The following is a 23717-nucleotide window of genomic DNA, read 5'->3' on the forward strand; positions in this document are numbered from 1 at the left end:
GTGCCCTCATGCGTTTGGCGGTGAAGTACTTGCCTACCTGTCGCCGCCACCTGCGCGCAGTGACGGTCGTGTCGCGGCTGCGGGTGCGTCATGGCTGGTCACGCAGCCACAACGGCGCCGCAGCCGACAACGAACCCAACCGCCCCACCGCCGGAGGCAACTCGCAGCCGACAACGAACCCCACCCTCACACCGCCGGAGTCCCCCCGCTGAGGGCAGCGTTCCCCGCGGGAAACAACCGTGATGCGGCCGGGTAACACCCGCCCCGCACTCTCGTCACCATGACCTCGAATACGCGTGTGGTGGTGATCGGCGCCGGCCTCGCGGGCGTGCGGCTCGCCCGGCGGCTCGGCGAGCTCGGGCTGCCCGCCGTGCTCATCGGTGAGGAGGAGCACACCCCGTACAACCGGGTGCTGCTCGCCGAGGTGCTGGCCGGACGGTACGCCCCGGACGTGATCGCCCTGCCCGCACCCGCGGAACTGGTCCGCGCCCGGGTCACCCACATCGACAAGACCCAGCGGCAGGTGCACTGCTCCGACGGCTCGGTGATCGCATACGACACGCTGGTCCTGGCGACCGGGTCGAACGCGAAGCTGCCGCCCCTGCGCGGGCTCTTCACCGAGGATCACGTACTGCCGGAGGGCGTGCATGCCTTCCGTACGATGGACGACTGCCTGGGGCTGTCCAAGGCCGTGCGCCCGGACGCCCGCGCCGTCGTCATCGGCGGCGGTCTGCTCGGCGTCTCGGCCGCCCGCGCCCTCGCCGCACGCGGCGCGCAGGTCATGCTCGCGCAGCAGGCCGAGCGGCTGATGGAACGCCAACTCGACCCGTCCGCCTCGAAGTTGGTGCTCCGGCACCTGAAGGACCTCGGCGTCGAGGTGCACACCGAGTGCCGAGTGCGTGACGTGCGCTGCGTCGGCGGAGCCGTCCGCTCGGTCGAGCTGGCCGACGGGTACGCGCTCGACGCCGACCTGGTGGTGCTGACCTGCGGCGTGCACCCGCGCGTGGGTCTCGCCCAGGATGCGGGGCTCGCCGTGCACAAGGGCGTCATCGTCGACGACGAGCTGCGGACGTCCGACCCGCACATCCGGGCGATCGGCGACTGCGCGCAGCACGCGGGCACCGTCTACGGTCTCGCGACGCCCGCCCTCGAACAGGCCGAAGCGCTCGCCGAGCTGCTGGCGACGGGCGAGGGCGCCGCCCGCTACACCGGCACCCGCGCCCTCACCCGCCTGACCCTCGCCTCCGGCACCCCGCTCGACCTCGCCGCCTTCGGCGAGCCCACCCCGCAGCCCGGTGACGACGTCATCCAGCTCGCCGACGCGACCCGCGGCACCTACCGCAAGGTCGTCGTCCGTAACGACCGCGTGGTCGGCGGCGTACTCGTCGGCGAACTCGGCACCGTAGGCGCGCTCGCCCGCGCCTGGGAGGGAGCAGAGCCGCTCCCCCAGACCGGCCCTCTGCTCCACCTGCTCACCAACGATGGAGGCTCCTGATGACCGCCACTGGGGCGACCCCCACGATCGTGCTCGTCGGCCATGGCATGGTCGGCCAGCGCTTCCTCGAAGCGCTCGCCGAGCGCGGCCTGACCGCCACGCACCGCGTGGTCGTGCTGTGCGAGGAGCCGCGCCCGGCGTACGACCGCGTGGCGCTGACCTCGTACTTCTCGGGCAAGACGCCCGAGGACCTCTCGATGACGGACATGGCGTTCATCGAGAAGGAGGGCATCGAGCTGTACGTCGGCGACCCGGCCGAGACCATCGACCGTGAGTCCCGCAAGGTGACCGCCCGCTCCGGACTTGTCGTCGACTACGACGTCCTCGTCCTCGCCACCGGCTCGTACCCGTTCGTGCCGCCGGTCCCGAACAAGGACGCCGAGGGCTGCTTCGTCTACCGCACGATCGAGGACCTGCTCGCGATCGAGGAGTACGCGAAGGCCAAGGCGACGACCGGTGCCGTGGTCGGCGGCGGTCTGCTCGGTCTGGAGGCCGCGGGCGCGCTCAAAGGTCTCGGGCTGAACGCCCACATCGTGGAGTTCGCGCCCCGCCTGATGCCGGTGCAGGTCGACGAGGGCGGTGGCGCCGCCCTGCTGCGGACCATCGCGGACATGGGCCTGTCCGTCCACACGGGCGTGGGCACGCAGGAGATCGTGACCGACGACTCGGGCGCCGTGACCGGCATGAAGCTGTCCGACGGCTCCGAACTCGCCACCGACATGGTGGTGTTCAGCGCCGGTGTACGTCCCCGTGACCAGCTCGCCCGCGACTCCGGCCTGACGGTCGGCGAGCGCGGCGGCATCACGGTCGACGAGCAGTGCCGTACCGTCTCCGACCCGCATGTCTTCGCGATCGGCGAGTGCGCGCTGGCGGCGGACGGCCGGGTGTACGGCCTGGTGGCGCCCGGTTACGAGCAGGCCGAAACGGCCGCCGCGACCATCGCCGCCGACGAGGCGTCCTTCACCGGCGCCGACCTCTCCACCAAGCTGAAGCTGCTCGGCGTCGACGTGGCCTCCTTCGGTGACGCGCACGGCGCCACCGACGACTGCCTGGACGTCGTCTACTCCGACTCCCGCTCGGGCCTGTACAAGAAGCTGGTCATCGGCCGCGACGGCGAACTGCTCGGCGGCATCCTGGTCGGCGACGCGGATGCGTACGGCACGCTGCGCGCCCTGACCGGTTCCGTACCGCCCGTCTCCCCTGAGCAGCTGGTGCTCCCGGCCGGCTCGGGCGGCGGCGCCCAGCTGGGCCCGTCCGCGCTGCCGGACGAGGCGGTCATCTGCTCCTGCCACAACGTCTCCAAGGGCACGATCCGCGGCGCGGTCACCGACCACCAGTGCACGACGGTGCCCGAGGTCAAGAAGTGCACCAAGGCCGGTACGGGCTGCGGCAGTTGCGTCAAGGTCCTCGGCCAGCTCGTCAACGCCGAGCTGGAGGCCAGCGGCGTCGAGGTCGACAAGGGCCTGTGCGGCTGCTTCTCGCAGACCCGCGAGGAGCTGTACGAGATCGTCCTCGCCCTGCGCATCAACAAGTACCAGGACGTGCTCGACCGTTACGGCCGTGAGGGCGCCCGAGGCGGCGACGGCTGCGAGATCTGCAAGCCGGCCGTGGGCTCGATCATCGCCTCCCTCGCCCCCACGATCGGCGCGAGCGGCTATGTCCTGGACGGCGACCAGGCGGCCCTGCAGGACAGCAACGACCACTTCCTCGCCAACCTCCAGAAGAACGGCTCGTACTCGATCGTGCCGCGCATCCCGGGAGGGGAGATCACCCCCGAGAAGCTCATCGTCATCGGGGAAGTGGCGCGCGACTTCGGCCTCTACACGAAGATCACCGGCGGCCAGCGCATCGACATGTTCGGCGCGCGCGTCGAGCAACTCCCCCTCATCTGGGCCCGGTTGGTGGACGCGGGCTTCGAGTCGGGGCACGCGTACGGCAAGGCGCTGCGTACGGTGAAGTCGTGCGTGGGGCAGACCTGGTGCCGTTACGGCGTCCAGGACTCCGTACGCATGGCGATCGACCTGGAGCTGCGCTACCGGGGGCTGCGTTCCCCGCACAAGCTGAAGTCGGCGGTCTCCGGCTGCCAGCGCGAGTGCGCGGAGGCCCAGTCGAAGGACTTCGGTGTGATCGCCACGGCCAACGGCTGGAACCTGTACGTGGCCGGCAACGGCGGCGCCACCCCGCGCCACGCGGACCTGCTCGCGCAGGACCTCTCCGACGCCGAACTGATCCGCCTGATCGACCGTTTCCTGATGTTCTACATCCGCACGGCCGACCGCCTTGAGCGCACGTCGACCTGGCTGGAGCGGATCCCCGGCGGCCTGGACCACGTACGCGACGTCGTCGTGGACGACTCCCTGGGCATCTGCGAGGAGCTGGAGTCCCTGATGGCCGCGCATGTCGCGAACTACCGCGACGAGTGGGCCGAGACCATCAACGACCCGGAGAAGCTGTCCCGCTTCGTCTCCTTCGTGAACGCGCCGGACACCCCCGACCCCGTCGTCGGCTTCGTCCCCGAGCGCGACCAGATCAAGCCCGACCTGCCGCTGCTGACCATCGGCACCCGTCCCCTGGAAGGAAGCGCCCAGCGATGACCCTCGCACCCGAGACGACGACCCTGAAGGTCCAGCTTCGCGTCGACGACGCGGCGGACGACTGGTTCCCGGTCTGCGACATCAGCGCCCTGATGCCCGGCCGCGGGGTGGCGGCCCTGCTCCCCGACGGCCGCCAGGCCGCCCTCTTCCAGGACCGCGCGGGCCGCCTGTACGCCATCGACAACCGCGACCCGTTCACCGGCGCCGCAGTCCTCTCCCGCGGCCTCATCGGCTCCCACCAGGGCCGCCCGTTCGTGGCCTCACCCCTGCTCAAGCAGCGCTTCGAGCTGGAGTCGGGGCGGTGCCTGGACGACGACGCGGTGACGGTGGCGACGTACGAGATCCGCACGGCATAGAGCCATTACTTGACCGATCGTTTCAGAAAAACCTAGGCTGCTTCCCGTGGCCAGGACCAAGGAGTTCGATCCCGACGCCGCGCTGCAGTCAGCCCTCCGGCTGTTCTGGCGGCGCGGCTACGAGGCGACGTCGATGGCCGATCTCGAGAAGCACCTCGGGATCGGCCGCGCCAGCATCTACGCCACCTTCGGCAACAAGCGCGAGCTGTACCTGAAGGCGCTGGACCGCTACCGGCAGGCGACCGGTCCGCAGTTGCTGCGGGAGCTGTCCCAGCCGGGACCGGCCCTGCCCGGCGTACGGGCGGTGGTACGCCGTTTCGCCATGGAGGCGACGGCCGAAGACCACCGCTTGACCGGCTGCTTCGTCGTCAACTCGGCTGCCGAGCTGGCCCCGCACGACACGGCGGCGTGCCGCCTCGTGGAGGGCAGCTGGGACCACCTGGAGACCCTGCTGCACTCGGCCCTGGTCCGCGCGCAGGCACAGGGCGAACTGCCCGAGGACCGCGATCCGCGCACCCTGGCCCGCATGCTGCTGGTCCTGCTGCAGGGACTGCGGGTCGTCGGCAAGGCGTCGGCGGATCCGGGCCGGGTCCGGGACGCGGCGGAGCAGGCTCTGGCACTGCTGGACTGAGATTCGGGCGCCCATGAGGGTGCCTTTCTCATGCCCTCATACTGAACCGATCAGTCAAGAAACGAGGAGATCATGACCCACCGCTTCACCGACAGGACCGCCCTCGTCACCGGTGCGGGCTCCGGCATCGGACGGGCCGTCGCGCTGGCCTTCGCCGCCGAGGGCGCGCAGGTCGTCGTCGCCGGGCGCCGGCGGGAGCCGCTCGACGAGACGGTCGCGCTGATCGAGCAGGCGGGCGGCAAGGCGCTTGCCGTCACCGCCGACGTCACCCGGTCCGCCGACATCCAGGCCCTCGTCGACGCCACCGTGGACCGGTTCGGCTCGCTCGACGTGGCGGTGAACAACGCGGGCGTCCTGGAGGCCGGCGGCCGGCCCGTCGCGGACGTCCCCGAGGACGCCTGGCGCCGCATGCTCGACATCAACGTCACTGGCGTACTACTCGCCCTCCAGGCCGAGGTCCGCCGGATGCGCACCCAGCCCGGCGGCGGCGCAATCGTCAACATCGCCTCGCGGATCGGCGTGCACGGCCGCATCCCCGGCACCACCGCCTACGCCGCCACCAAGGCGGCCGTGTCGATCCTCACCCGCGGCGCGGCCCTGGACCACATCGCGGACGGCGTCCGCATCAACGCCGTCAGCCCCGGCGCCTCCGCCACGCCCATGTCCCTGCGGCCGGGCGAGACGGAGGCCGACCGCGCGGAGCGCATGAAGACCGACGTGCCGCTCGGCCGGGTCTCCACGGTCAAGGAGATCGCGGCCGCGGTGCTGTACCTGGCGTCGGACGACGCGGCGTCAGTAGTGGGCGCGGATCTGGTGGTGGACGGCGGCTCCACAGCCTGAGCGCACCCCCACCACTCACCCCTTGAGGACGTCGTACGTCATTCCCGTGAGCCGTTCCGATTCTGCCCAGAGCCGTTCCCCCGCCGCGTCGTTGAGCGTCCACTTGGCGCGGCGGGACTTGGCGGGTGAGCCGCGCCAGTTGGCGAACGAGGGACCGGTGAAGGAGTCGGGTTCGACGCCGGGTGCGGTGGCCGCGTACAGGATGGGCCGGGCGCCGGATTCGGCGGACTGGGCGAAGAAACGGTTGCCGGTGCGCATGAACAGTTCGGCTGCCTTGCGACGCTCCAGCTTGGGGCCCTTGGTCTGCAGGTTGGTGGCCGCGTAGCCGGGGTGGGCGGCGGCCGCGACGACGTCCGAGCCGGTCGCGGCGAGGCGGCGGGCGAGTTCGTGCGTGAAGAGCAGGTTGGCCGTCTTGGAGCGGGAGTAGGCGAGCCAACGGTTGTAGCGGCGCTCGCTGTTGAGGTCGTTGATGTCGATGTTGGCCATCGAGTGCATGGTGCTGGACACGGTGACGATCCGCGCGCCCGGCGTCTTCAGGAGCAGCGGCAGCAGAAGCCCGGTGAGCGCGAAGTGCCCGAGGTGGTTGACCCCGAACTGGGTCTCGAAGCCGTCCACTGTGCGCCCGTGGGGCAGGGCCATCACGCCGGCGTTGTTGATGAGCAGATCGAGCCGCTCGTGCCCGAAGGAGCCCGCGAACTCCCGTACTGAGTCGAGCCGTCCGAGGTCAAGAGCCCTCAACTCGAGCTGCGCATCAGGGATTTCCCCAAGAATTCGGTCGCGAGCACCGGCCCCCCGCTCCTCACTCCGACAGGCGAGCACCACATGCGCCCCCCGCCGGGCCAGCTCACGCGAGGCGGCCAGCCCGAGCCCACTGTTGGCACCGGTCACGACGGCGATACGCCCGCCCTGGTCAGGGATGTCCCGCACACTCCAGCCGGCCATGACGGCTCCTTTTCACGGCGCCTTGAGGACCCTCTCAACTCCGTACGAGACGTGCAGTTTCAGGCTAGCTCCGAAGTCGACGCATCTCCTGTTCCGCGAATGCGCGGAAGCTGCGGGGTGGGCGGCCGGTGAGGCGCTGGACCGTGTCGGTGGTGCAGTCCTCGGCGCCTTCGGCGATGGCGCAGTCCATACCGGCGAGCATCGCGGCGAATTCGGCGGGCATGTCGGCGGCCAGACGGTCGCGCATCTGCTCGTAGGTCAGCCCGCGATGGGTGGTGGTCCGGCCGGTGACCTGGGTGAGGATGGCGGCGATGTCGCCGTAGCTGAGCGCTTGTGGCCCGGTGATGATCAGGTCGGTGTTCGGGGCCCGCGTCTCGGTCAGTGCGTGCACGGCGACGGCGGCGATGTCGTCGGCGTCGACGAATCCGACGCGGCCCTCACCGGCTGCCGTGTGGATGGTCTTGTACGCCTTGATGGTCCGGGCGTGCGTGTGGTTGCCGGTGAAGTTCTGCATGAACCACGAGGGCCGCAGGACCGCCCACTCGTCGAACAGGCCGGGCAGGGCCTGGTGAACCTGTCCCACGGCAGGGCCTCCGGCGGGGATCGCCGACGAGCTGAGCAGGGCTGCGCGGTGGACGCCTGCGGTGCGGGCCTGCTGGAGGAAGGGCAGCATGGCTGCTGCCGGGTCCGGAGAGCCGAGCGGCGGGATGAGATAGACCCGGTCCACGCCTTCGAGGGCGCCTTCGAAGGAGGCGGGGTCGTTCCAGTCGAACCGCACGGCACGGGAACCGTCCACGGGGGTGGCACGTCGGCTGGCGGCCTTGACGCGCCGGCCTGCGGCGGCCAGTCGGGCGGCGACGCGGCTGCCGGTGGTGCCGGTGGCTCCGATGACCAGGGTGAACTCCTGGGAGGCGTTCATCCGTTACTCCCGGCGAAGTTGGTGGCTGGGTCCTGGACGGCGAGCGGGTTCCAGTAGTCGCGGTAGCGGGTGATGAGGCCGTTCTTGACGGTGACAACGGCGATGTAGGACATGTCGAAGGGGCTGTCGGTGTGCACCAGACGGCCCACACCGCGCATCTCGACCACGATGGTCTCCGGGGCGAGGGTCTGGTGGATCTCGACGTGGGGGAAGTCGAACATCTCACCGGCCGACAGCGGATGACGCGCGAGCAGATGCGTTCTCACCTGGCGGACTTCATCGCCAGGGTCCTGGGCTCCCGTCCGCCACGGGATTGAACCCCAGGTCGGATTACCGCCAGCTTCCGGCGCTGGTGCCAGCAATGCTCAGCGTCATGAACCGACTTGAAGGAAACGTGGCCTTGATCACGGGTGGGAGCCGGGGTATCGGTGCCGCTGTGGCGATACGACTGGCCGAAGAAGGCGCCGACGTCGTCCTGACCTATGAGAACAGCGTGGAACGCGCCACCGAGGTGGTGGAGCAGATCAAGACCCGGGGGCGCCGGGCCCTTGCCATCCAAGCCGACAGCGCGGTCCCTGAGGCACTCACCGCCGCGGTGGACGAGGCCGCCGCGATGTTCGGCAGGCTCGACATCCTCGTCAACAACGCCGCCGTCTTTCTCGTCGGCCCACTTGAAGACCTGGGGTCGGCAGAGATCGATCGCACTCTGGCGGTGAACGTCCGGGCACCGTTCGCGGCGTCCCAGGCGGCGGTGCGCCATATGGACCAGGGCGGCCGCATCATCAGCATCGGCAGCAATGTCGCCGAGCGTGCGGTCTTCCCCGGACTGGCGCTGTACTCGATGAGCAAGACGGCTCTGGCCGGGATGACGAAAGGCCTGGCCCGAGAACTCGGCCCGCGTGGAGTCACCGTCAATCTGGTACATCCCGGCCCCACCGACACGGACACCAACCCCGCCGACGGGCCGAACGCCGAGATGATCGCCGGCTTCACCGCTGTGGGCCGCTACGCGCAAGCGGCCGAGATCGCGGCCACCGTCGCCCACCTGGCAAGTGCGGACGGCGCGTACATCACCGGAGCCTCGATCCATGTCGACGGCGGCTTCACCGCCTGACACGCGTTGAGCCCCGAGGGAGGTCACCCGGTCCGCTTCCCGGACCGGGCGACCTCCCCCGCTTGGTCCGCATCCCAGGCCCTGGCACGGCGGGCTTGTCGGATGCCCGCCAGTCGCCGGTCGAGGATGTCCAGGGGTGTGGCGTCTTCAGCGCCGCGCACGGACCGGAGGCACCGAGAACGTGGCTGGGCCGGGCTTCAGCTTCGCCGCGTTGATCTGCTTGAAGGTGTCGAGCCACGGCGCTCGGTCGCCACCGGTGGCGATGTCATCAGCCGGGTTGTCCATGGGCAGATGGAGACGGGCGTCAGTGATCCGGATCTTTTGCTTGGAGGGGGTGTCGAGCCAATCGCCGGTTTGCACCGAGCCGATCTCCGCGGCGAGGCGGTGGCCGGCCCGCAGGGTCCAGTCGGTCGACTTCAGGCCGATGTCCAGCCGGTCCCGGTCCAGCCGGGAAACTCGCTCGTCGAATGCGACAGCGTTGCCGTCCTCGTCCACGTCGTACAGCTTGACCATCACGTTGCCCTCACCCTTGGCCGTCATGGTGACCCGGGGCGTGCCGGTGACCCGGGTGGCCGTCTCAAGAGGCTCGGACCAGACGAAGAAGCTGCCGGCGTCACGACCGGCTTCCTCTTCTGGGGACGTCGGCTGCGAACCCGCTCCGCTGTCCACGTACGAGCCATTGCCGAGACGGAGGTTCGCGGAGCGGTTCGCTGTGGGCCAGGACTTCTCCGCGCGCCAGTACCCGAGGCTGTCCTGGACGGCGTAGTTCGGGTACTGGGTCTTCGGGTCGATGCCCTTGAGGTGTTCGTCGAAGAAGGACAGTGTCTCCTTGAACCAGTTCGCGCGGCCCATCGCGAGCTTCCCGTCCGGCGTGCGCTCATTGCCGCGTACGTGGTCCCAGGGGCCGACCCAGCCCCGCTGGGGGCCGCGGTGATGGTCGAGGAACTCCTCCATCCCCACGGGCAGGGTGTTGGGCTCGGCGGTGCCCTGAGTGAAGAGAAGCGGAGTGTCGGTGCCCTTCGCGTTCCTGGCCGGGCTGCGGTCCTTCCAGTACGGGTCGTCCGGATCACCGATGGAGGGGCCGAAGGCGTTGAGCGCCAGGCACTCGGGGTGCTTCGTCTCGTACGCGGCGTTGGTCCGGTACCGCTTGTCGTCGTCCGGCAACTGAGCCAGGCCGGCTATGCGGTTGTAGGTGGTGGGCACCTGGACACTGTTCGGACGCGGCACGCCGTTGGAATGGAGCTGCTGATACAGATCCCAGATGGGCTCCTGGGCGACGACGGCCTTCAGCGCGTCGTGCTTCACGTTGTTGCCGAGGAGACCGGTGTAGGCATCGAAGGATTTTCCGTACATTCCCACCGCTCCTGTGGACCAGGGCTGTTTCGCGCTCCAGTCGATCGCGGCCTCGACGTCGGCCTGGTCTCCGGGCCCGCCGAGGTCGAGACATCCTGTGGAGCCGCCGAAGCCGCGCGTGTCCACCATGACGAAGGCGTACCCCTTGTCGAACAGGTCGGTCCCCTCCACGAGGTCCTGGAAGCGCTCCGAGGGGCCGGAGTGCTCCTCCTCGACCTCCAACTGCCCCGAGTGGCCGAAGTACGCACTGGCCGACACGATGACCGGCACCTTCGCGCCAGCGGGGAGGTTCTCCGGAAGCAGAACATCGGCGTGCAGCTCGGTCTTGGAGCCGTCCGAGGAGGGGAAGTAGTGCTGGGTCCAGCGCGCCCCTTCCGGCACCCGCTCGTTCTCCTCGTGCGTGACCGATTCGGTAGCAGTGGCGACGGCCGTCTTCCCTGTCCGGCCGCCGCCGGTTGCCTGGTCCGGCGCGGCGACGGCTGTCCTTATGAGGCCGCCGGTCAGAACGCAGACCGTGAGCAGGGCTGCGGTGGTGGCGGCTGGTCGTTTCCTCATGCGGTGCTCCGGAGGTCGGGTACGGGTGAACTCGGTTGGGGTCACTCGCTGCGCAGGCCGGCCTTGCACAGACTCGACAACCCGTCTGTCACTTAGTGACAATGTCACTAAGTGACAGACATGGCAAGTGGCCGGGTAAACCGAAGTCGCGGGCACCTGACTGGCGCAAGTGTGTCACTTAATGCCAATATGGCACTGAGTGAGCGTGATGCTGAAAGGGCGGCGAAAAGATGGCCGACGACGTGGCATCGACCGAACGCAGCCGTGGCGGGATGAGTGAGCAGCGGCGCCGTCGCGTACGTCTGGAGATCTCGCGGGAGGCGGCGCGCCTGTTCTGGGCGCAGGGCGTCGACGGCACGAGCGGTGACCAGATCGCGGAAGCGGTAGGTCTGTCGACCCGCACCATCTGGCGTCACTTCCGTAGCAAGGAGAGCTGTGCGGAGCCGATCGTTGCGCAGAGCGTGGAGTGGGAACTGGCCACTCTGCGCAGTTGGCCGCCGCGCCGCTCTCTGGAGGAGCACTTCGCCACGGAGGCGAAGCGGCTGGTCAGCGAGATCGGCCCGTCGGAGCAGGCCGATGCCGGGCTGGGCATCAAGATGGTTCGGTTGGCCGAGACCGAACCGGCCCTGCGCACGGCCTGGCTGATGGCCTGCGACCAGGTGGAACGCGAACTGGCCGGGGTCATCGCGACTCGCCTCGGACTCAGGCCCGACGACCTCCAGGTACGTCTGCACGCCGCGGCCACCGCGGCCGCCCTGCGAGTCATCAACGAGTACGTCGGAGCCGGCCTTCTGGACGGCACCGATCCGCGGCAGCTCGGTGACGAGAGTTTCGCCTTCATCGCGGACGCTGTCCGCACGGCCACCGGGGGCGCCGTGGGCGACCCGGTCCACACCGACGAGGCGCCCGCCGAGCCGGACGAGGCAGCTCCCGGATCATGCGGACCGGGTCCTTCAACCACCCGTTGACCAGGCCAGACCGTGAGGTGAGGGGTCAGACCCGCTCGGTCGTCGACCGGCCCCGGCGGAAGAGAGGCATGACGCGGGACGGGGATGTGCCCGGCATGGGTTCCGTGTCCAGGTAGAACCACTCGGCTGTCGGACCCGGGACGGGGGCCGGATCGGCAGAACGGTCGGCGGTGGCTCGGTCATGGGAGGGATCGGCGGGCGGGTTGGTGTCCCGGGCGCGGTCCATGGTCCGGGGGCGGTCGGTGTTCCGTGACGCGTCGGTGTCCCAAGCCTGGTCATGGCCCCAAGCCTGGTCGTGGTCCCAAGTCCGGTCGGAGTCCCAAGTCGCGGTCCCGCTGGCCGGCCGAGCCGGGTTCGTTCCCCGGCCCGGGGTGACGTCCCAAGCCGCGCCCGTGAACGCGTCCGCTTCCCAAGCGGGGCCGATGGAGGAGTCCGCTTCCCACGCCCGGTCCGCTCCCCCGTCGAGCGCGGCATCCCGGGCTGCCCGGCCGACGGGCGCAGTCGCTTCCCACGCCTGGTTCATGCCCCCCTCCCAGCTCGGGCTTGGCGCCCCGGTCGGGGTCGAGGTCCCTTCCCACCGCCGGTCCGCTTCCCCGTCGAAGGCGGCGGCAGGGACCGAGGCCAGAACCCGCTCCTCCTCCGCATCCGCCCCCGGCACGGATGCGGAGGAGGATGCACCGGCGGTCGGCACCACCGGCGGCGGCACGTTCGCCCCCGTCCCGGCAGCCCCCGTACCCGTAACCGCCGCCCCCGGCATGAGCAACTCCACCCGCAACCCAGCCCCCCGCTGCTGCGCGACGAACTCGTCGATCTGGCTGCGGCAGGCGTGGTCCAGGTGGGTTACGCCCGTGAGGTCGAGGCGGATGCGGGGCTTGCCGGAGGCGGCCGCGGACTCGAGGGCGTCGATCAGGCGCGGCAGGCGCAGGAACGTGGCGTTGCCGGCCATGACGACCTTCGCCGTGTCGTTGTCGATGTGCTGCCGGACGACCGTCTGCGACATCCGCAGCGCCGCCAGGATCACACCGGCCGCGAGGCCGATCAGTACGCCCTCCAGGAGCGCCGTGGCGGTGATGACCAGCGTCGTCGTGGTCATCACCGCGAACTCGCCCCGGTCCTGACGCCACATCTTCGGGAACTCCTCGGGCGCGAACAGCTTCCACCCGCTGTGCACGAGGACGCCCGCGAGCACCGAGATCGGGATCAGCGCGAGCACCTGCGGCAGCAGCAGCGCGAAGGCGAGCAGCCACAAGCCGTGCAGCGTACGGGAGAGCCGGGTCTTGGCTCCGGCCTGCACATTGGCCGAGCTGCGGGCCACGACCGCCGTGATGGGCAGCGCCCCGAGGATGCCGGCCACCGTGTTTCCGGCGCCCTGGGCGATGAGTTCGGTGTTGTAGCGGGTGCGCGGGCCGTTGTGCATCCGGTCCACGGCCGCCGCGGTGAACAGGCTCTCCGCCGAGGCGATGACCGTGAAGGTGAGGATCGCGGTGATGATCCCCGCGTTGGCGAGGCCCGCGAACTGCTCCGCCCCCGGCACCTGTACGGAAGCCAGCAGGTTGCCCACCTGGAGCGTCTTCACGTCCACGCCCGGCATCGAGGCCACCCCGATACCGATGCCCACGGCCACGAGCGCCGCCGGGACCTTCTTCACCGGGCCCGGCATCTTCTTCCACATGAAGCTGAGCACGATCGTCACGATGCCGAGCAGCGCCGCGATCCCCGCCTGGGGGTTCGCCAGGGTGTCCACGACAAGGCCGGGAACACCGGCGATGTTCTCGATCGGCATGCCGGGAGCCTTGGCGTCGGCCATCGGGTACGCCTGGCTGAACATCAGCGGCAGCCCGATCCCGGCGAGCATGCCCTGCACGACGGCCAGCGAGATCGCCTGGAACATGCGGCCGAGTCGGACCATCCCCAGAATGATCTGCAGGATGCCGGAGAAGAGAACGATCACGCCGAGCATGGCGACGCCGAACTCCATCACCGTCTCCGCGACCAGCGCCGCGAGCCCGGCGGCCGGCCCGCTGACCTGGAGCGTGCTGCCCCGGGCCGCCCCTACCACCAGTCCCCCGATGACCCCGGAGATGATCCCCAGCTCGGCGGGCACCCCGGACGCCACGGCCACCCCGATACACAGCGGCAACGCGACGAGGAACACGACGAGCGAGGCGGTGATCTCGGTGGCGAAGTCCACGCGACCGCCACTGCCATCGCCTGAGTCGCGCCCCTTGCGCAAGCTCGGGGAAGTCGGAGGACCGGCAGGACCGGCAGACCCCTCCTCGGTACTTCGGGCCCCCGGAGGGTTCTGAGGGCTCTGACTGCGAGGGCTCGTGGTCTCCATCGTGACCGTCGACGACGAGGTCCCCGCCGCTCCCGCACCGCGTCCGCGCGCCCGCCGCGCATGCTGCCCGCTCATGACGCGTGCACCCGGAACAGACCGTCCTCGTCCAGCTCCTGGACCTGGCCGGTGTCGATCTCGTAGTACCAGCCGTGCAGCCGGAGCCGCCCGGCGTCCAGGAGTTGACGGGCCGTCGGGTACTCGCGCAGGGCGGCCAACTGGTTGCGCACGTTCATCTGCACGACCTCCCGCAGAGCCGGGTCCTCGGGCTCGACGGCGTTCCCGAGCAGGGAGGTGAGCCCCGGCCGGGCGAGGTCGAGCCAGGCGTCCACCCGCGGCAGCCCGGACAGGTCCGTGCCGCGCTTCAGCGCCCCCATGGCGCCGCAGTGGGAATGACCACACACGACGACGTCCTGAACGCCGAGCACCTCCAGCGCGTACTCGATGGTGGCGGCCTCGCCGGAGGCCGCTCCGTGCTCATCGTGCGGCGGCACGATATTGCCCGCATTGCGCAGCTCGAATATCTCGCCGGGCCTTGCGCCGGTGATCAGAGCGGGTATCACCCGCGAGTCCGAGCAGGTGATGAACAGGGCCTCCGGGAATTGCCCCTCGGTCAGCTTCCGGTATTCACCGCTCTCGAAATCGACCCGACGTTTGAACGACCGGGCGCGATCCAGCAATGCCTTCACGTTTCCTCCCTCAAACCAGTTCATGAACCTGTTCTGACCAGGCCTTATGTACCGTAGGGGAGGTCCGACCAGAGAAAGGTTAAGGGGACACTAAGGCGACACCAGGTTTGCCACATATTTCAGCCAGGCATCCCACCGAAGCCGTCTGAACCAGTCGAATCGGACAGATACAAGCGCTTACTGAGCGCCTTTTCACAAACCCCGCATTCATGGGACACGCACATGAGATCTCTTGTAGCGTGGCGACCCCACAGCACGGGATTCGTGTTGTCCGGATTCATGTTTCATGGAGAGACAGGACGCATGGGCGTACGAGTGCTGCTCATCGAGGACGACGAGACGATCGCCGAACCGCTGACCGAGGGGCTGCGCCACTTCGGGCTGACGGTCAGCCATGTCGCCACCGGCGCCGAGGGATTGAGAGGGCCGCACGGCGATGTCGTCCTGCTGGACCTGGGCCTGCCGGACCTGGACGGCATCGACGTCTGCCGCGGCATCCGCCAGACCTCAGACGTCCCCATCATCATCCTCAGCGCGCGCGGCGAGGAGGCCGACCGCGTGCTGGGCCTGGAGCTCGGCGCGGACGACTACCTGGCGAAACCGTTCAGCATCCGCGAACTCGTCGCCCGCATCCGCGCCGTGACGCGACGGCTGCACCGCACGGGGCCGGGGACAGGGGCGCTGGGGGACGCAACTCCTGCGGCCGGTACGTACGTTGGCCCCGCAGCCGGTACGTACACGCCCGATCCGTACGCCGCCCAGTCCGCGACGTACGATCCGAACGCGTACGAACCTGCCGCCCCCGCCGCGTACGACCGGGGGGCCTACGAACCACCCAGGTACGAACAGTCCCCGCCCGAACCCGGCGAGCCGGCGGGCGGCGCCCCGGCGCCCGGACCGCTCGTGGTGGACCGGCGGACGCGGCAGGTGTGGGTGGGCGAGGTGCCGGTGCCGCTCACCCCCAAGGAGTTCGAGCTGCTGGCGCTGCTCGCCGAGGACCCCGGAGCGGTGTACTCGCGGCAGCAGATCCTCAACCGGGTCTGGGACACGCACTATCAGGGCCCGACCAAGACCCTGGACGTGCATGTCGCCACGCTGCGCCGCAAGCTCGGCGACACGGCGTGGATACAGACCCTGCGCGGGGTGGGGTTCCGGCTCGCCGTACGGACCGCGGGGCAGCCGACCGGCCGGGAGCGCGGCGGCCCCACCGGCACCCCCGACGCCTCCGAGGAGGCCGCGGTGTCATGACCCGCCGTCTGCTGCTGACCTATCTCAGCCTCGCCGCTTTCGTCCTGCTGTGCCTGGAGATCCCGTTGGGGATCGTCTACTCGCGGGCCGAGCGGGAACGGATCGTCAACTCCGCCGTCGACGAGGCCGAGTCGGTGGCCGCGTTCGCCGCGCTGTCCCTCTCGGCGGGGCGGAAGGGCGAGCTCGACAAGCGGGTCGCCCACTGTGCCGAGCGTATCGGCGGACAGGTGGTCGTCCTGGACGCGGACGGCGATCTGCTGGCCACCTCGCATCCGCTGTCGGATGTGGAGAAACGCCAACTGCCGTCGCGCACCGAAGTGGCCGCCGCACTCGACGGCACCGCCACCAGCGATGTCCGTACGTCCACGATGGGCGGCGTGGAGTATCTGTCCGTCGCCGCCCCGGTCGTCGCGCCCGGCGGGGCTCAGGGCGCGGGCGACGAGCGGGCGCGGGGAGCGGTGCGGATCACGCTGCCCACGGAGATGGTCGCCGACCGGGTCGGCCGGGTGTGGCTGCTGCTGGGGTTCACCGGATGTTCTGCCCTGACCGCGGTCGCCGCGCTGGCCTTCGCTTTTGCCCGGTGGGCCGGGCGCCCCATCCGCCAACTGGAGGAGGCCACACACCAGTTGGCCGACGGCGGCCAGGCGACTCCGGTGGCCGTCACCTCCGGCCCGCCGGAGATACGCAGCCTGGCGGCGGCCTTCAACCGGACCGCCGCCCGCCTCGAACACCTCCTGGCCTCGCAACGCGCCTTCGCCGGCGAGGCCTCGCACCAGCTGAAGACCCCGCTCGCGGCCCTGCGGCTGCGACTGGAGAACCTGGAGCCCGACACGGCCCAGCACGCCCGGGGCAGCCTCACCGCCGCCGTGACCGAGACGGACCGGCTGTCACGGATGGTCGAGGGGCTGCTGGCGATGGCCCGCCTCGAGGACAGCGCGGCCGCCCCGGGCCCGGTCGACGTGGGCGAGATCTGCGCGGAACGGCACCGGACGTGGGCGCCGTTGTTCAAGCGGCACGATGTCTCGCTCGTACTGTTCGCCGGCAGCGTGGGCCAGGTACTCGCGATCCCGGGAGCGGTGGAGCAGATCCTGGACAACCTGCTGTCCAACGCCCTGCGGCACTCACCGTCCGGCAGCACCGTGTCGATGGAGCTCCGCCTCTCGGCACCCGCCCGCCGGCACCCCCTGCACCATCTCCACCACCTCCGCGAAAGCCGCGCGTCCTGGGTCGACCTGCACGTCACGGACGAGGGCCCCGGCATGAGCCCCGAACAGCGCAGCCGCGCCTTCGACCGCTTCTGGCGCGCCCCGGGAGCCCCCAAGGGTGGCACCGGCCTCGGCCTCTCCCTGGTCCAGCGCCTCGCCCACGCGAGCGGCGGCGAGGTGACCCTGCACGCCGCGGCGACCGGCGGCCTGGACGCGGTGGTCCGCCTCCCGTCCGCACAGTCACACGAGCCTCCGGCAGGGAAACCCGGCCCTCGCCGCCGGGAGGCCCCGGCGCTGCGAGCCTGACGCACACCCCGGGTTGGCGGTACTCACACACCCTGCGCTTTACAAAGCCCCGCCCTATGAGCGGAGAGCTACCTTCCAGTCACGTCACGTTCACATCACAGGTCCTTCATATCGCCTCTACATCGCCAGCCCCTCAATACGTTGATCACCTCAAATCCGCTCGATCGCCACTTCGTGATCACGCGTACGGATATCCGCACATATCTGGGGGCTCTCCATGAACCTGTTCCGCAGACCTGCCGCCGTGGCCGTCGCAGCCCTGGCGCTGGCCGCCCTGCCTGCCACCGCCGTGGCCCATGACGGCAACCACCCGTTCAAGAACTGCACCGAGGCGTACGAGAACGGGTACAAGAACATCCTCGAGGGCGACGAGCACTACGGCGACCACCTCGACCGCGACAAGGACGGCATCGGCTGCGACAAGCCGCCCGCGGGCTTCGTCCCCGCGGAGGACACGAACACCGGCGACGAGGACTCGGGAGCCGGAGCCGACGAGTCCAACGGAACGGACGACACCGCGGGCGACCAGGGCACCGACCTGGCCGAGACGGGCGGCAGCAGCGCGACCCCGTACCTCGCGGGCGGCGGCGCGGCCGTCCTGCTCGCCGGAGGCGGCGTACTGCTGGCGGCCCGCAAGCGCCGTACGACCCGCTGACCTGTGGTCGCTTGAACAGGATGACGGAATGACTGACTGAGCCCTTTCAGCGCTGCCGCTCAAGGGTGAGGACGGCGGCTGCGATTGACGACATTCGATTGGGGCTGCACCGGGACCGGCGGAAGATCCGCCACGACTTCAGTCGTGCGATGCCGCGCTCGACCGGTGCCCGTGCCGTGGACAACGCGCGGTTGACGGTTTGCTGGCTCGGCGTGAGGTCACGGTTCGGTGGGCGTCTGAGGGGCGTCGTCACCCACGGGCCGGCTCCCATGTAGGCGCGGTCGGCGAGGATGGGAACGCCCTGGCGTTCGCAGATTCGGATGACCCGGTGGGTGCGGGCCGCGGTCAGGTCGTGCGAACGGCCGGGCAGTGCGGGCGAGATCCACAGCAGCTTCCCGGCCGGGTCGGTCACCACCTGGACGTTCACCCCGTGTCGGCGGTGCTTGTGGGAGAAGTCGGCCCGGCTGTCGCCGACCCGGTCGCACTCCGCGAGGGTGCCATCCAGCAGGGCGTAGTCCGGGTCGGCCTCGCGTAGGGCACGCAGCAGACCGGGCGCGCGGTCGGCGAGCAGGCCGATCACCGCGGTCGTGTAGGCGTGCGCGGTGCCGACGGAGATGCCGAAGCCGGCCGCGAGCTGGGCGAGGGTGTCGTGCCGGCGCAGGTACACCAGGCCGACCAGGGCACGCTGGTGCGGCGGAAGCTTGCAGCGGCGGTCACCCTCGCGGGTGACGATGAGCATGGTGACCCACTCGACCAGGGCATGGGGCAGGTCGAGTGCGGCAGGATAGGAAACCAACGAGGCTCCTGCGCCGATGAGTTGAGACTTCGAACACCTCCCTCAACGGCACGGGAGTCTCGTGCGTTGCGGGCATCGATCCCCTCACCCGATCAGTGCCCAGGCTGAAAGGGCTCACTGACTCCGCCGGGTGTTCGAGGCGTATCCCTTCGGCTACAGCAGCATCTTTTGCGAGGAACTCGCGCCGGAGGAGGTACGGGTACGACTCGGTGCCCGGCGAGAGTCCGTCTTTCCGCCTGCGACCACGTGATCCTCCGCCTCGTCCGCAGCCCCGACAAAGCCTGGCTCGACCTCCGCGGCACCGTCGCCCTCACCTTCCCCCTCGGCACCTGACCGATCAGAACGGACCGGGGGGGGGACCGTTCTCCTGGCCAGGACTTGGCTGTTCAGAGTGCGCGCAGCGGGTTCCTATTCACCCCGCCAGATGTTGTCGAAGGCCGCCTCGTCGAGGGCTTGCCGCTGCCGTTCGGCCTCCAGACTCCTTACCGCATCATGGACGGCGGCGAGCACTGTCGCCACGGCATCGTCGGCCACGCTCGGTGACTCTGCCGTCGGCTTGTCGCCAATCCCGACGGCCTCCGCGAGGGCGGCGATGATGGGCTCACCCGATGCATAGCGGTTAGCCGCGTGGCGGCGTGCGGGCGAATCCACCAGCACCACGTGAGTGGGCTGGAAGATCATCCAGCGGCGGTGGCGTTGCCGACTGAGCTGCCCTGCCGCTTCAAGCGCGGCCAGATAGGCCGCGGACAGGTCGCGGCCCCTGCGCCACAGCCAGTCGTCGACTGAGTCGTACGGCGCTTGTCGCGCGAGCGACGACACAGCCTCGTCCAACATCCGATCAGCCACGGCGTGCCGGTCACTCGGCACGATGTGATCACCGGCCAGTGTGATGGCTCGGGCATCCAGGAGGTCGATCAGCTCGGCACCCGCCAGCGCAAGTGACAGATCGCCTCGCTCCGGGGCGCGACTGGCCGCCACTTCCATGGCGGTGATCAAAAGGTCCCGCGGCGTGGTCATGAATGACTCCACCTCACCTCAAGGAGCTGGAGGCGAGCGACGCGGTGCGCCAGGTGTACCTCGGCCCGCCGGCAACACTCCGTACGAGCCTACGGAGCGAGGACGACAGCCGCATCCCAAGTGAACAGCCCGTGACGGCCGACCTTGCTCGGGGCTCCTGCACACGGTGCGCTGACCTCGGTCGTCGCGCCGAAAGGGGCGGCGCCTCCGCACAGGCGCCGCCCCCTCCCTTTCGCGCCCGGAGCCGCCATCGCGTCGGTGAGGGTCGGGGTGACCGACGGCGGCTCCGGAGTCGGGAGGGGCAGCGGTGATCGCTGCCCCTCGACGTGGGGGTCAGCAATGATCGCCGCCCCTCGGCATGGGGATCAGCGGTGGTCGCTGCCCTTCGACGTGGAGGCCGCGCGGCCGGCCTCCAAGCGGGCTACGGGGATCCGGAACGGCGAGCAGGAGACGTAGTCCAGGCCCACCTCGTGGAAGAAGTGGACCGACTCCGGGTCGCCGCCGTGTTCGCCGCAGACGCCGAGTTTCAGGTCGGGGCGGGTGGCGCGGCCGGCCTCGGCGGCGAGCTTCACCAGGGAGCCGACGCCGTCCCTGTCGATGGTCTCGAAGGGGGAGACGCCGAAGATGCCCTTCTCCAAGTAGGCGGTGAAGAACGACGCTTCGACGTCATCACGCGAGAAGCCCCACACCGTCTGCGTCAGGTCGTTCGTGCCGAAGCTGAAGAACTCGGCCGCTTCCGCGATCTGGCCCGCCGTCAGCGCGGCCCGCGGCAGTTCGATCATCGTGCCGATCGACAGCTTCAGGTCCGTGCCCGTCGCCGCCTCGACCTCGGCGACGACCTGGTCGGCCTCCTCGCGGACGATCTCCAGCTCCTGGACCGTGCCGACCAGCGGGATCATGATCTCCGCGCGCGGGTCGCCCTTCGCGGCCTTGCGCTCCGCCGCGGCCTCGGCGATCGCCCGTACCTGCATCGTGAACAGGCCGGGGATGACCAGGCCCAACCTCACACCCCTGAGCCCCAGCATGGGGTTCTGCTCGTGCAGGCGGTGCACCGCCTGGAGGAGACGGAGGAGGTTCTCGTGCGGCTCCTGGCGGGACTCCGCCAGGGCGACCCGGACCGAGAGTTCGGTGATGTCGGGCAGGAACTCGTGCAGCGGCGGGTCGAGGAGACGGACCGTCACCGGCAGGCCGTCCATCGCCGAGAACAGCTCCACGAAGTCCTGCTTCTGCAGCGGCAGCAGCTGCTTCAGCGACTCCTCGCGCTCGGCCTCCGTGTCGGCCAGGATGAGGCGCTCGACCAACTCACGACGGTCACCAAGGAACATGTGCTCGGTACGGCACAGGCCGATGCCCTGCGCGCCGAAGCGACGGGCGCGCATCGCGTCCTCGGCGTTGTCCGCGTTGGCGCGCACCCGCAGGCGACGCTTGCGGTCGGCGAACGCCATGATCCGGTGCACGGCCTCGACCAGTTCGTCGGCGTCCTGGGCGCCCGCGTGCATCCGGCCCTCGAAGTACTCCACGACCGGGGACGGGACCACAGGCACCTCACCGAGGTACACCTTGCCGCTCGACCCGTCGATCGAGATCAGGTCGCCCTCCTCCACCACATGACCGCCCGGCACCGTCATCCGACGGCGCTTGGTGTCGACCTCGAGCTCCTCCGCGCCGCACACACACGTCTTGCCCATGCCGCGCGCCACGACCGCCGCGTGGGACGTCTTACCGCCCCGCGACGTCAGAATCCCCTCCGCCGCGATCATGCCGTCCAAGTCGTCCGGGTTCGTCTCGCGGCGGACCAGGATCACCTTCTCGCCCGAACGCGACCACTTCACCGCCGTGTACGAGTCGAAGACCGCCTTGCCGACCGCCGCACCCGGCGACGCCGCGATGCCCCGGCCGACCGTCTGGACCTTCGTGTCCTCGTCGAAGCGCGGGAACATCAGCTGGGCCAACTGGGCGCCGTTGACGCGCTGCAGCGCCTCGGCCTCGTCGATCAGCCCCTGGTCCACCAGCTGGGTCGCGATACGGAAGGCCGCACCCGCGGTCCGCTTGCCGACGCGCGTCTGGAGCATCCACAACTGGCCGCGCTCGATGGTGAATTCGATGTCACAGAGATCCTTGTAGTGGTTCTCCAGGGTCTCCATGATCTGCATCAGCTGGTCGTACGACTTCTTGTCGATCTTCTCCAGATCGGCGAGCGGGACCGTGTTGCGGATGCCGGCGACGACGTCCTCGCCCTGCGCGTTCTGCAGGTAGTCGCCGTACACGCCCTGGTGGCCGCTGGCCGGGTCGCGGGTGAAGGCGACGCCCGTACCCGAGTCCGGGCCGAGGTTGCCGAAGACCATCGAGCAGACGTTGACGGCGGTGCCGAGGTCGTGCGGGATGCGCTCCTGGCGGCGGTAGAGCTTCGCGCGGTCGGTGTTCCACGAGTCGAAGACCGCGTGGATGGCGAGGTCCATCTGCTCGCGCGGGTCCTGCGGGAAGTCGCGCCCGGCCTCGGTCTTGACGATCTTCTTGAACTTGGTGACGAGCTTCTTCAGGTCGGCCGCTTCGAGTTCGGTGTCGACCGTGACCTTCTTGGCGGCCTTCGCCGACTCCAGCGCGTCCTCGAAGAGTTCGCCGTCGACGCCGAGGACGGTCTTGCCGAACATCTGGATGAGCCTGCGGTACGAGTCCCAGGCGAAGCGCTCGTCACCGGCCTGCTTGGCCAGCCCCTGGACGGACTTGTCGGAGAGCCCGATGTTCAGGACGGTGTCCATCATGCCGGGCATGGAGAACTTCGCCCCTGAACGGACCGATACGAGGAGGGGGTTATCGGCCTGCCCGAGCTTCTTGCCCATCGCCTCTTCGAGGGCGTCGAGGTGTGCACTCACCTCGTCACGCAGTGCCGCGGGTTCCTCGCCACTGTCGAGGTACGTCTTGCAGGCCTCGGTGGTGATCGTGAAGCCCGGCGGGACGGGAAGGCCCAGGTTGGTCATCTCGGCGAGGTTCGCGCCTTTGCCACCGAGGAGGTCCTTGAGGTCCTTGTTGCCCTCGGTGAAGTCGTAAACGAACTTCGCTCCGCCGACAGCACCGTCGCCGCTACCAGTTACGTGGGGATCTTTGTTTTCCGACACGGATCTCGACTCCTCGAGGACGCGTTGGCTGCCCTGACGGCGAGGAACATACCCAGATCGAAGGTACCTCGGTACGTCCACTTGCGCGTCATACGGCCGTAACCGCTCGTCCGCCAACAGATCGCAAGTCAAGAGCTGGCAATGAGTCGAGAGTCGGTGTTTTCACTTCCCGAACGAGTCAACGCCCATAGACCCCCTGAAATGCTCATGTGAGCGGCGCTTCGTACGTGTGAGTTCACAGCGTGAACGATCAAGGGGTGGCACTGAGTGCCACTCCTTGGAGAAGTGCAGGTGCTCAAGATCCGCTCATCTGAGCGCAACCCTTATCAAGGGTGGCAAGAATCACGCCGCTGAGAGCGGCCAGATTTCACCATGCGGACGCATACACGGGTCGTAACGCGGGTGTCACACACCCATCGCGAGGAGTCGTTCCTCGGCCCGCTCCGGCGCGTACAGGATCAGCACGGCGTCCGTGCGGAACCGCTTGCGCTGCTGGAGGGCGAGCGCGGGTCCGAGGTGGTCGATGATGCGGTCGGCCGCGGACTTGGACACCCCGAACAGCGGCGCCAGTTGGCGCAGGGTC

Annotated in this window: 20 protein-coding genes and 2 pseudogenes; 12 read left to right on the plus strand and 10 right to left on the minus strand. The window is 69.5% G+C overall.

Annotated elements, in window-relative coordinates; genetic code table 11:
* From G6048_RS48845 to G6048_RS34025, 6 genes are all read left to right on the plus strand, one after another.
* Window positions 1–212, plus strand: a 212-nt coding sequence (locus tag G6048_RS48845; protein WP_206342448.1) for a hypothetical protein, incomplete at its 5' end; no start/stop codon positions are given.
* A gap of 68 nt (window positions 213–280) precedes the next feature.
* Window positions 281–1495 carry an NAD(P)/FAD-dependent oxidoreductase gene (locus tag G6048_RS34005; RefSeq protein ID WP_165343453.1) on the plus strand — a complete coding sequence of 405 codons (1215 nt, stop codon included), beginning with the start codon at window positions 281–283 and terminating at the stop codon, window positions 1493–1495.
* Complete coding sequence (nirB, locus tag G6048_RS34010; protein WP_165343454.1) at window positions 1495–4089, plus strand: nitrite reductase large subunit NirB; 2595 nt, start codon at window positions 1495–1497, stop codon at window positions 4087–4089. The genes G6048_RS34005 and nirB overlap by 1 nt, the downstream gene beginning before the upstream one ends.
* Entirely contained in the window at window positions 4086–4445 is a 360-nt protein-coding gene (gene nirD / locus G6048_RS34015) for a nitrite reductase small subunit NirD (protein WP_165343455.1), read from the plus strand. The genes nirB and nirD overlap by 4 nt, the downstream gene beginning before the upstream one ends.
* A 46-nt stretch (window positions 4446–4491) precedes the next feature.
* A complete protein-coding gene (locus G6048_RS34020) occupies window positions 4492–5076 on the plus strand; it encodes a TetR/AcrR family transcriptional regulator (protein ID WP_165343456.1) in 585 nt (194 codons plus the stop codon).
* Window positions 5077–5148: 72 nt separating this feature from the next.
* Entirely contained in the window at window positions 5149–5916 is a 768-nt protein-coding gene (locus G6048_RS34025) for an SDR family NAD(P)-dependent oxidoreductase (protein WP_165343457.1), read from the plus strand.
* A gap of 15 nt (window positions 5917–5931) precedes the next feature.
* On the opposite strand, the gene G6048_RS34030 is transcribed toward G6048_RS34025, so the two are convergent.
* The 3 genes and pseudogenes from G6048_RS34030 to G6048_RS34040 form a co-directional block, all read right to left on the minus strand.
* Complete coding sequence (locus G6048_RS34030; RefSeq protein ID WP_165343458.1) at window positions 5932–6858, minus strand: oxidoreductase; 927 nt, start codon at window positions 6856–6858, stop codon at window positions 5932–5934.
* Window positions 6859–6922: 64 nt separating this feature from the next.
* Entirely contained in the window at window positions 6923–7777 is an 855-nt protein-coding gene (locus tag G6048_RS34035) for an NAD(P)H-binding protein (protein ID WP_165343459.1), read from the minus strand.
* Window positions 7774–8001: pseudogene (locus G6048_RS34040) on the minus strand (nuclear transport factor 2 family protein); the annotation flags it as partial. The pseudogene G6048_RS34040 and the gene G6048_RS34035, both read right to left, overlap by 4 nt.
* A gap of 149 nt (window positions 8002–8150) precedes the next feature.
* Between G6048_RS34040 and G6048_RS34045 the strand changes: the two are divergent.
* Window positions 8151–8891, plus strand: coding sequence for an SDR family NAD(P)-dependent oxidoreductase (locus G6048_RS34045; RefSeq protein ID WP_206342449.1), 741 nt, complete (start codon window positions 8151–8153; stop codon window positions 8889–8891).
* 147 nt (window positions 8892–9038) lie between these two features.
* Here the strand turns inward: G6048_RS34045 and G6048_RS34050 are convergent, their stop codons facing one another.
* Window positions 9039–10799: a CocE/NonD family hydrolase gene (locus G6048_RS34050; RefSeq protein WP_165343461.1), complete on the minus strand. Its 1761-nt coding sequence runs from the start codon at window positions 10797–10799 to the stop codon at window positions 9039–9041.
* A 230-nt stretch (window positions 10800–11029) separates the two neighbouring features.
* Between G6048_RS34050 and G6048_RS34055 the strand changes: the two genes are divergently transcribed.
* Entirely contained in the window at window positions 11030–11767 is a 738-nt protein-coding gene (locus G6048_RS34055; protein ID WP_165343462.1) for a TetR/AcrR family transcriptional regulator, read from the plus strand.
* Window positions 11768–11792: 25 nt separating this feature from the next.
* Here G6048_RS34055 and G6048_RS34060 read toward each other — a convergent pair whose 3' ends face one another.
* Window positions 11793–13958: a SulP family inorganic anion transporter gene (locus G6048_RS34060; RefSeq protein ID WP_408056198.1), complete on the minus strand. Its 2166-nt coding sequence runs from the start codon at window positions 13956–13958 to the stop codon at window positions 11793–11795.
* 218 nt (window positions 13959–14176) lie between these two features.
* Window positions 14177–14791: a carbonic anhydrase gene (locus tag G6048_RS34065; RefSeq protein WP_165343463.1), complete on the minus strand. Its 615-nt coding sequence runs from the start codon at window positions 14789–14791 to the stop codon at window positions 14177–14179.
* A gap of 303 nt (window positions 14792–15094) precedes the next feature.
* On the opposite strand from G6048_RS34065, the gene G6048_RS34070 reads away from it, so the two are divergent.
* The 3 genes from G6048_RS34070 (at window position 15095) to G6048_RS34080 (ending at window position 18205) form a co-directional block, all read left to right on the plus strand.
* Window positions 15095–16039, plus strand: a complete 945-nt coding sequence (locus G6048_RS34070) for a response regulator transcription factor (RefSeq protein WP_165343464.1) — start codon at window positions 15095–15097, stop codon at window positions 16037–16039.
* Window positions 16036–17550, plus strand: a complete 1515-nt coding sequence (locus G6048_RS34075) for a sensor histidine kinase (RefSeq protein ID WP_165343465.1) — start codon at window positions 16036–16038, stop codon at window positions 17548–17550. The genes G6048_RS34070 and G6048_RS34075 overlap by 4 nt, the downstream gene beginning before the upstream one ends.
* Window positions 17551–17767: 217 nt before the next feature.
* Complete coding sequence (locus G6048_RS34080) at window positions 17768–18205, plus strand: LAETG motif-containing sortase-dependent surface protein (protein WP_165343466.1); 438 nt, start codon at window positions 17768–17770, stop codon at window positions 18203–18205.
* Between the two features lie 46 nt (window positions 18206–18251).
* Here G6048_RS34080 and G6048_RS34085 read toward each other — a convergent pair whose 3' ends face one another.
* The gene (locus tag G6048_RS34085) at window positions 18252–19001 is read right to left on the minus strand and encodes a transposase family protein (RefSeq protein WP_165343467.1); all 750 of its coding nucleotides are present in this window, start codon (window positions 18999–19001) and stop codon (window positions 18252–18254) included.
* Window positions 19002–19169: 168 nt separating this feature from the next.
* On the opposite strand from G6048_RS34085, the gene G6048_RS52030 reads away from it, so the two are divergent.
* Window positions 19170–19334: a DUF6510 family protein gene (locus tag G6048_RS52030; RefSeq protein WP_408056199.1), complete on the plus strand. Its 165-nt coding sequence runs from the start codon at window positions 19170–19172 to the stop codon at window positions 19332–19334.
* A 75-nt stretch (window positions 19335–19409) separates the two neighbouring features.
* Here G6048_RS52030 and G6048_RS34090 read toward each other — a convergent pair whose 3' ends face one another.
* From G6048_RS34090 to G6048_RS34100, 3 genes and pseudogenes are all read right to left on the minus strand, one after another.
* The gene (locus tag G6048_RS34090; RefSeq protein WP_165343468.1) at window positions 19410–20018 is read right to left on the minus strand and encodes a GPP34 family phosphoprotein; all 609 of its coding nucleotides are present in this window, start codon (window positions 20016–20018) and stop codon (window positions 19410–19412) included.
* A 365-nt stretch (window positions 20019–20383) separates the two neighbouring features.
* Window positions 20384–23134 (minus strand): pyruvate, phosphate dikinase, encoded by a 2751-nt coding sequence (ppdK, locus tag G6048_RS34095; RefSeq protein ID WP_165343469.1) that lies wholly within the window; start codon window positions 23132–23134, stop codon window positions 20384–20386.
* 453 nt (window positions 23135–23587) lie between these two features.
* Window positions 23588–23717 (minus strand): annotated as a pseudogene (locus tag G6048_RS34100) (IS5/IS1182 family transposase); the annotation flags it as partial.

It is taken from the genome of Streptomyces ureilyticus (assembly GCF_011045025.1).
GTDB classification, from domain to species: Bacteria; Actinomycetota; Actinomycetes; order Streptomycetales; family Streptomycetaceae; genus Streptomyces; species Streptomyces ureilyticus.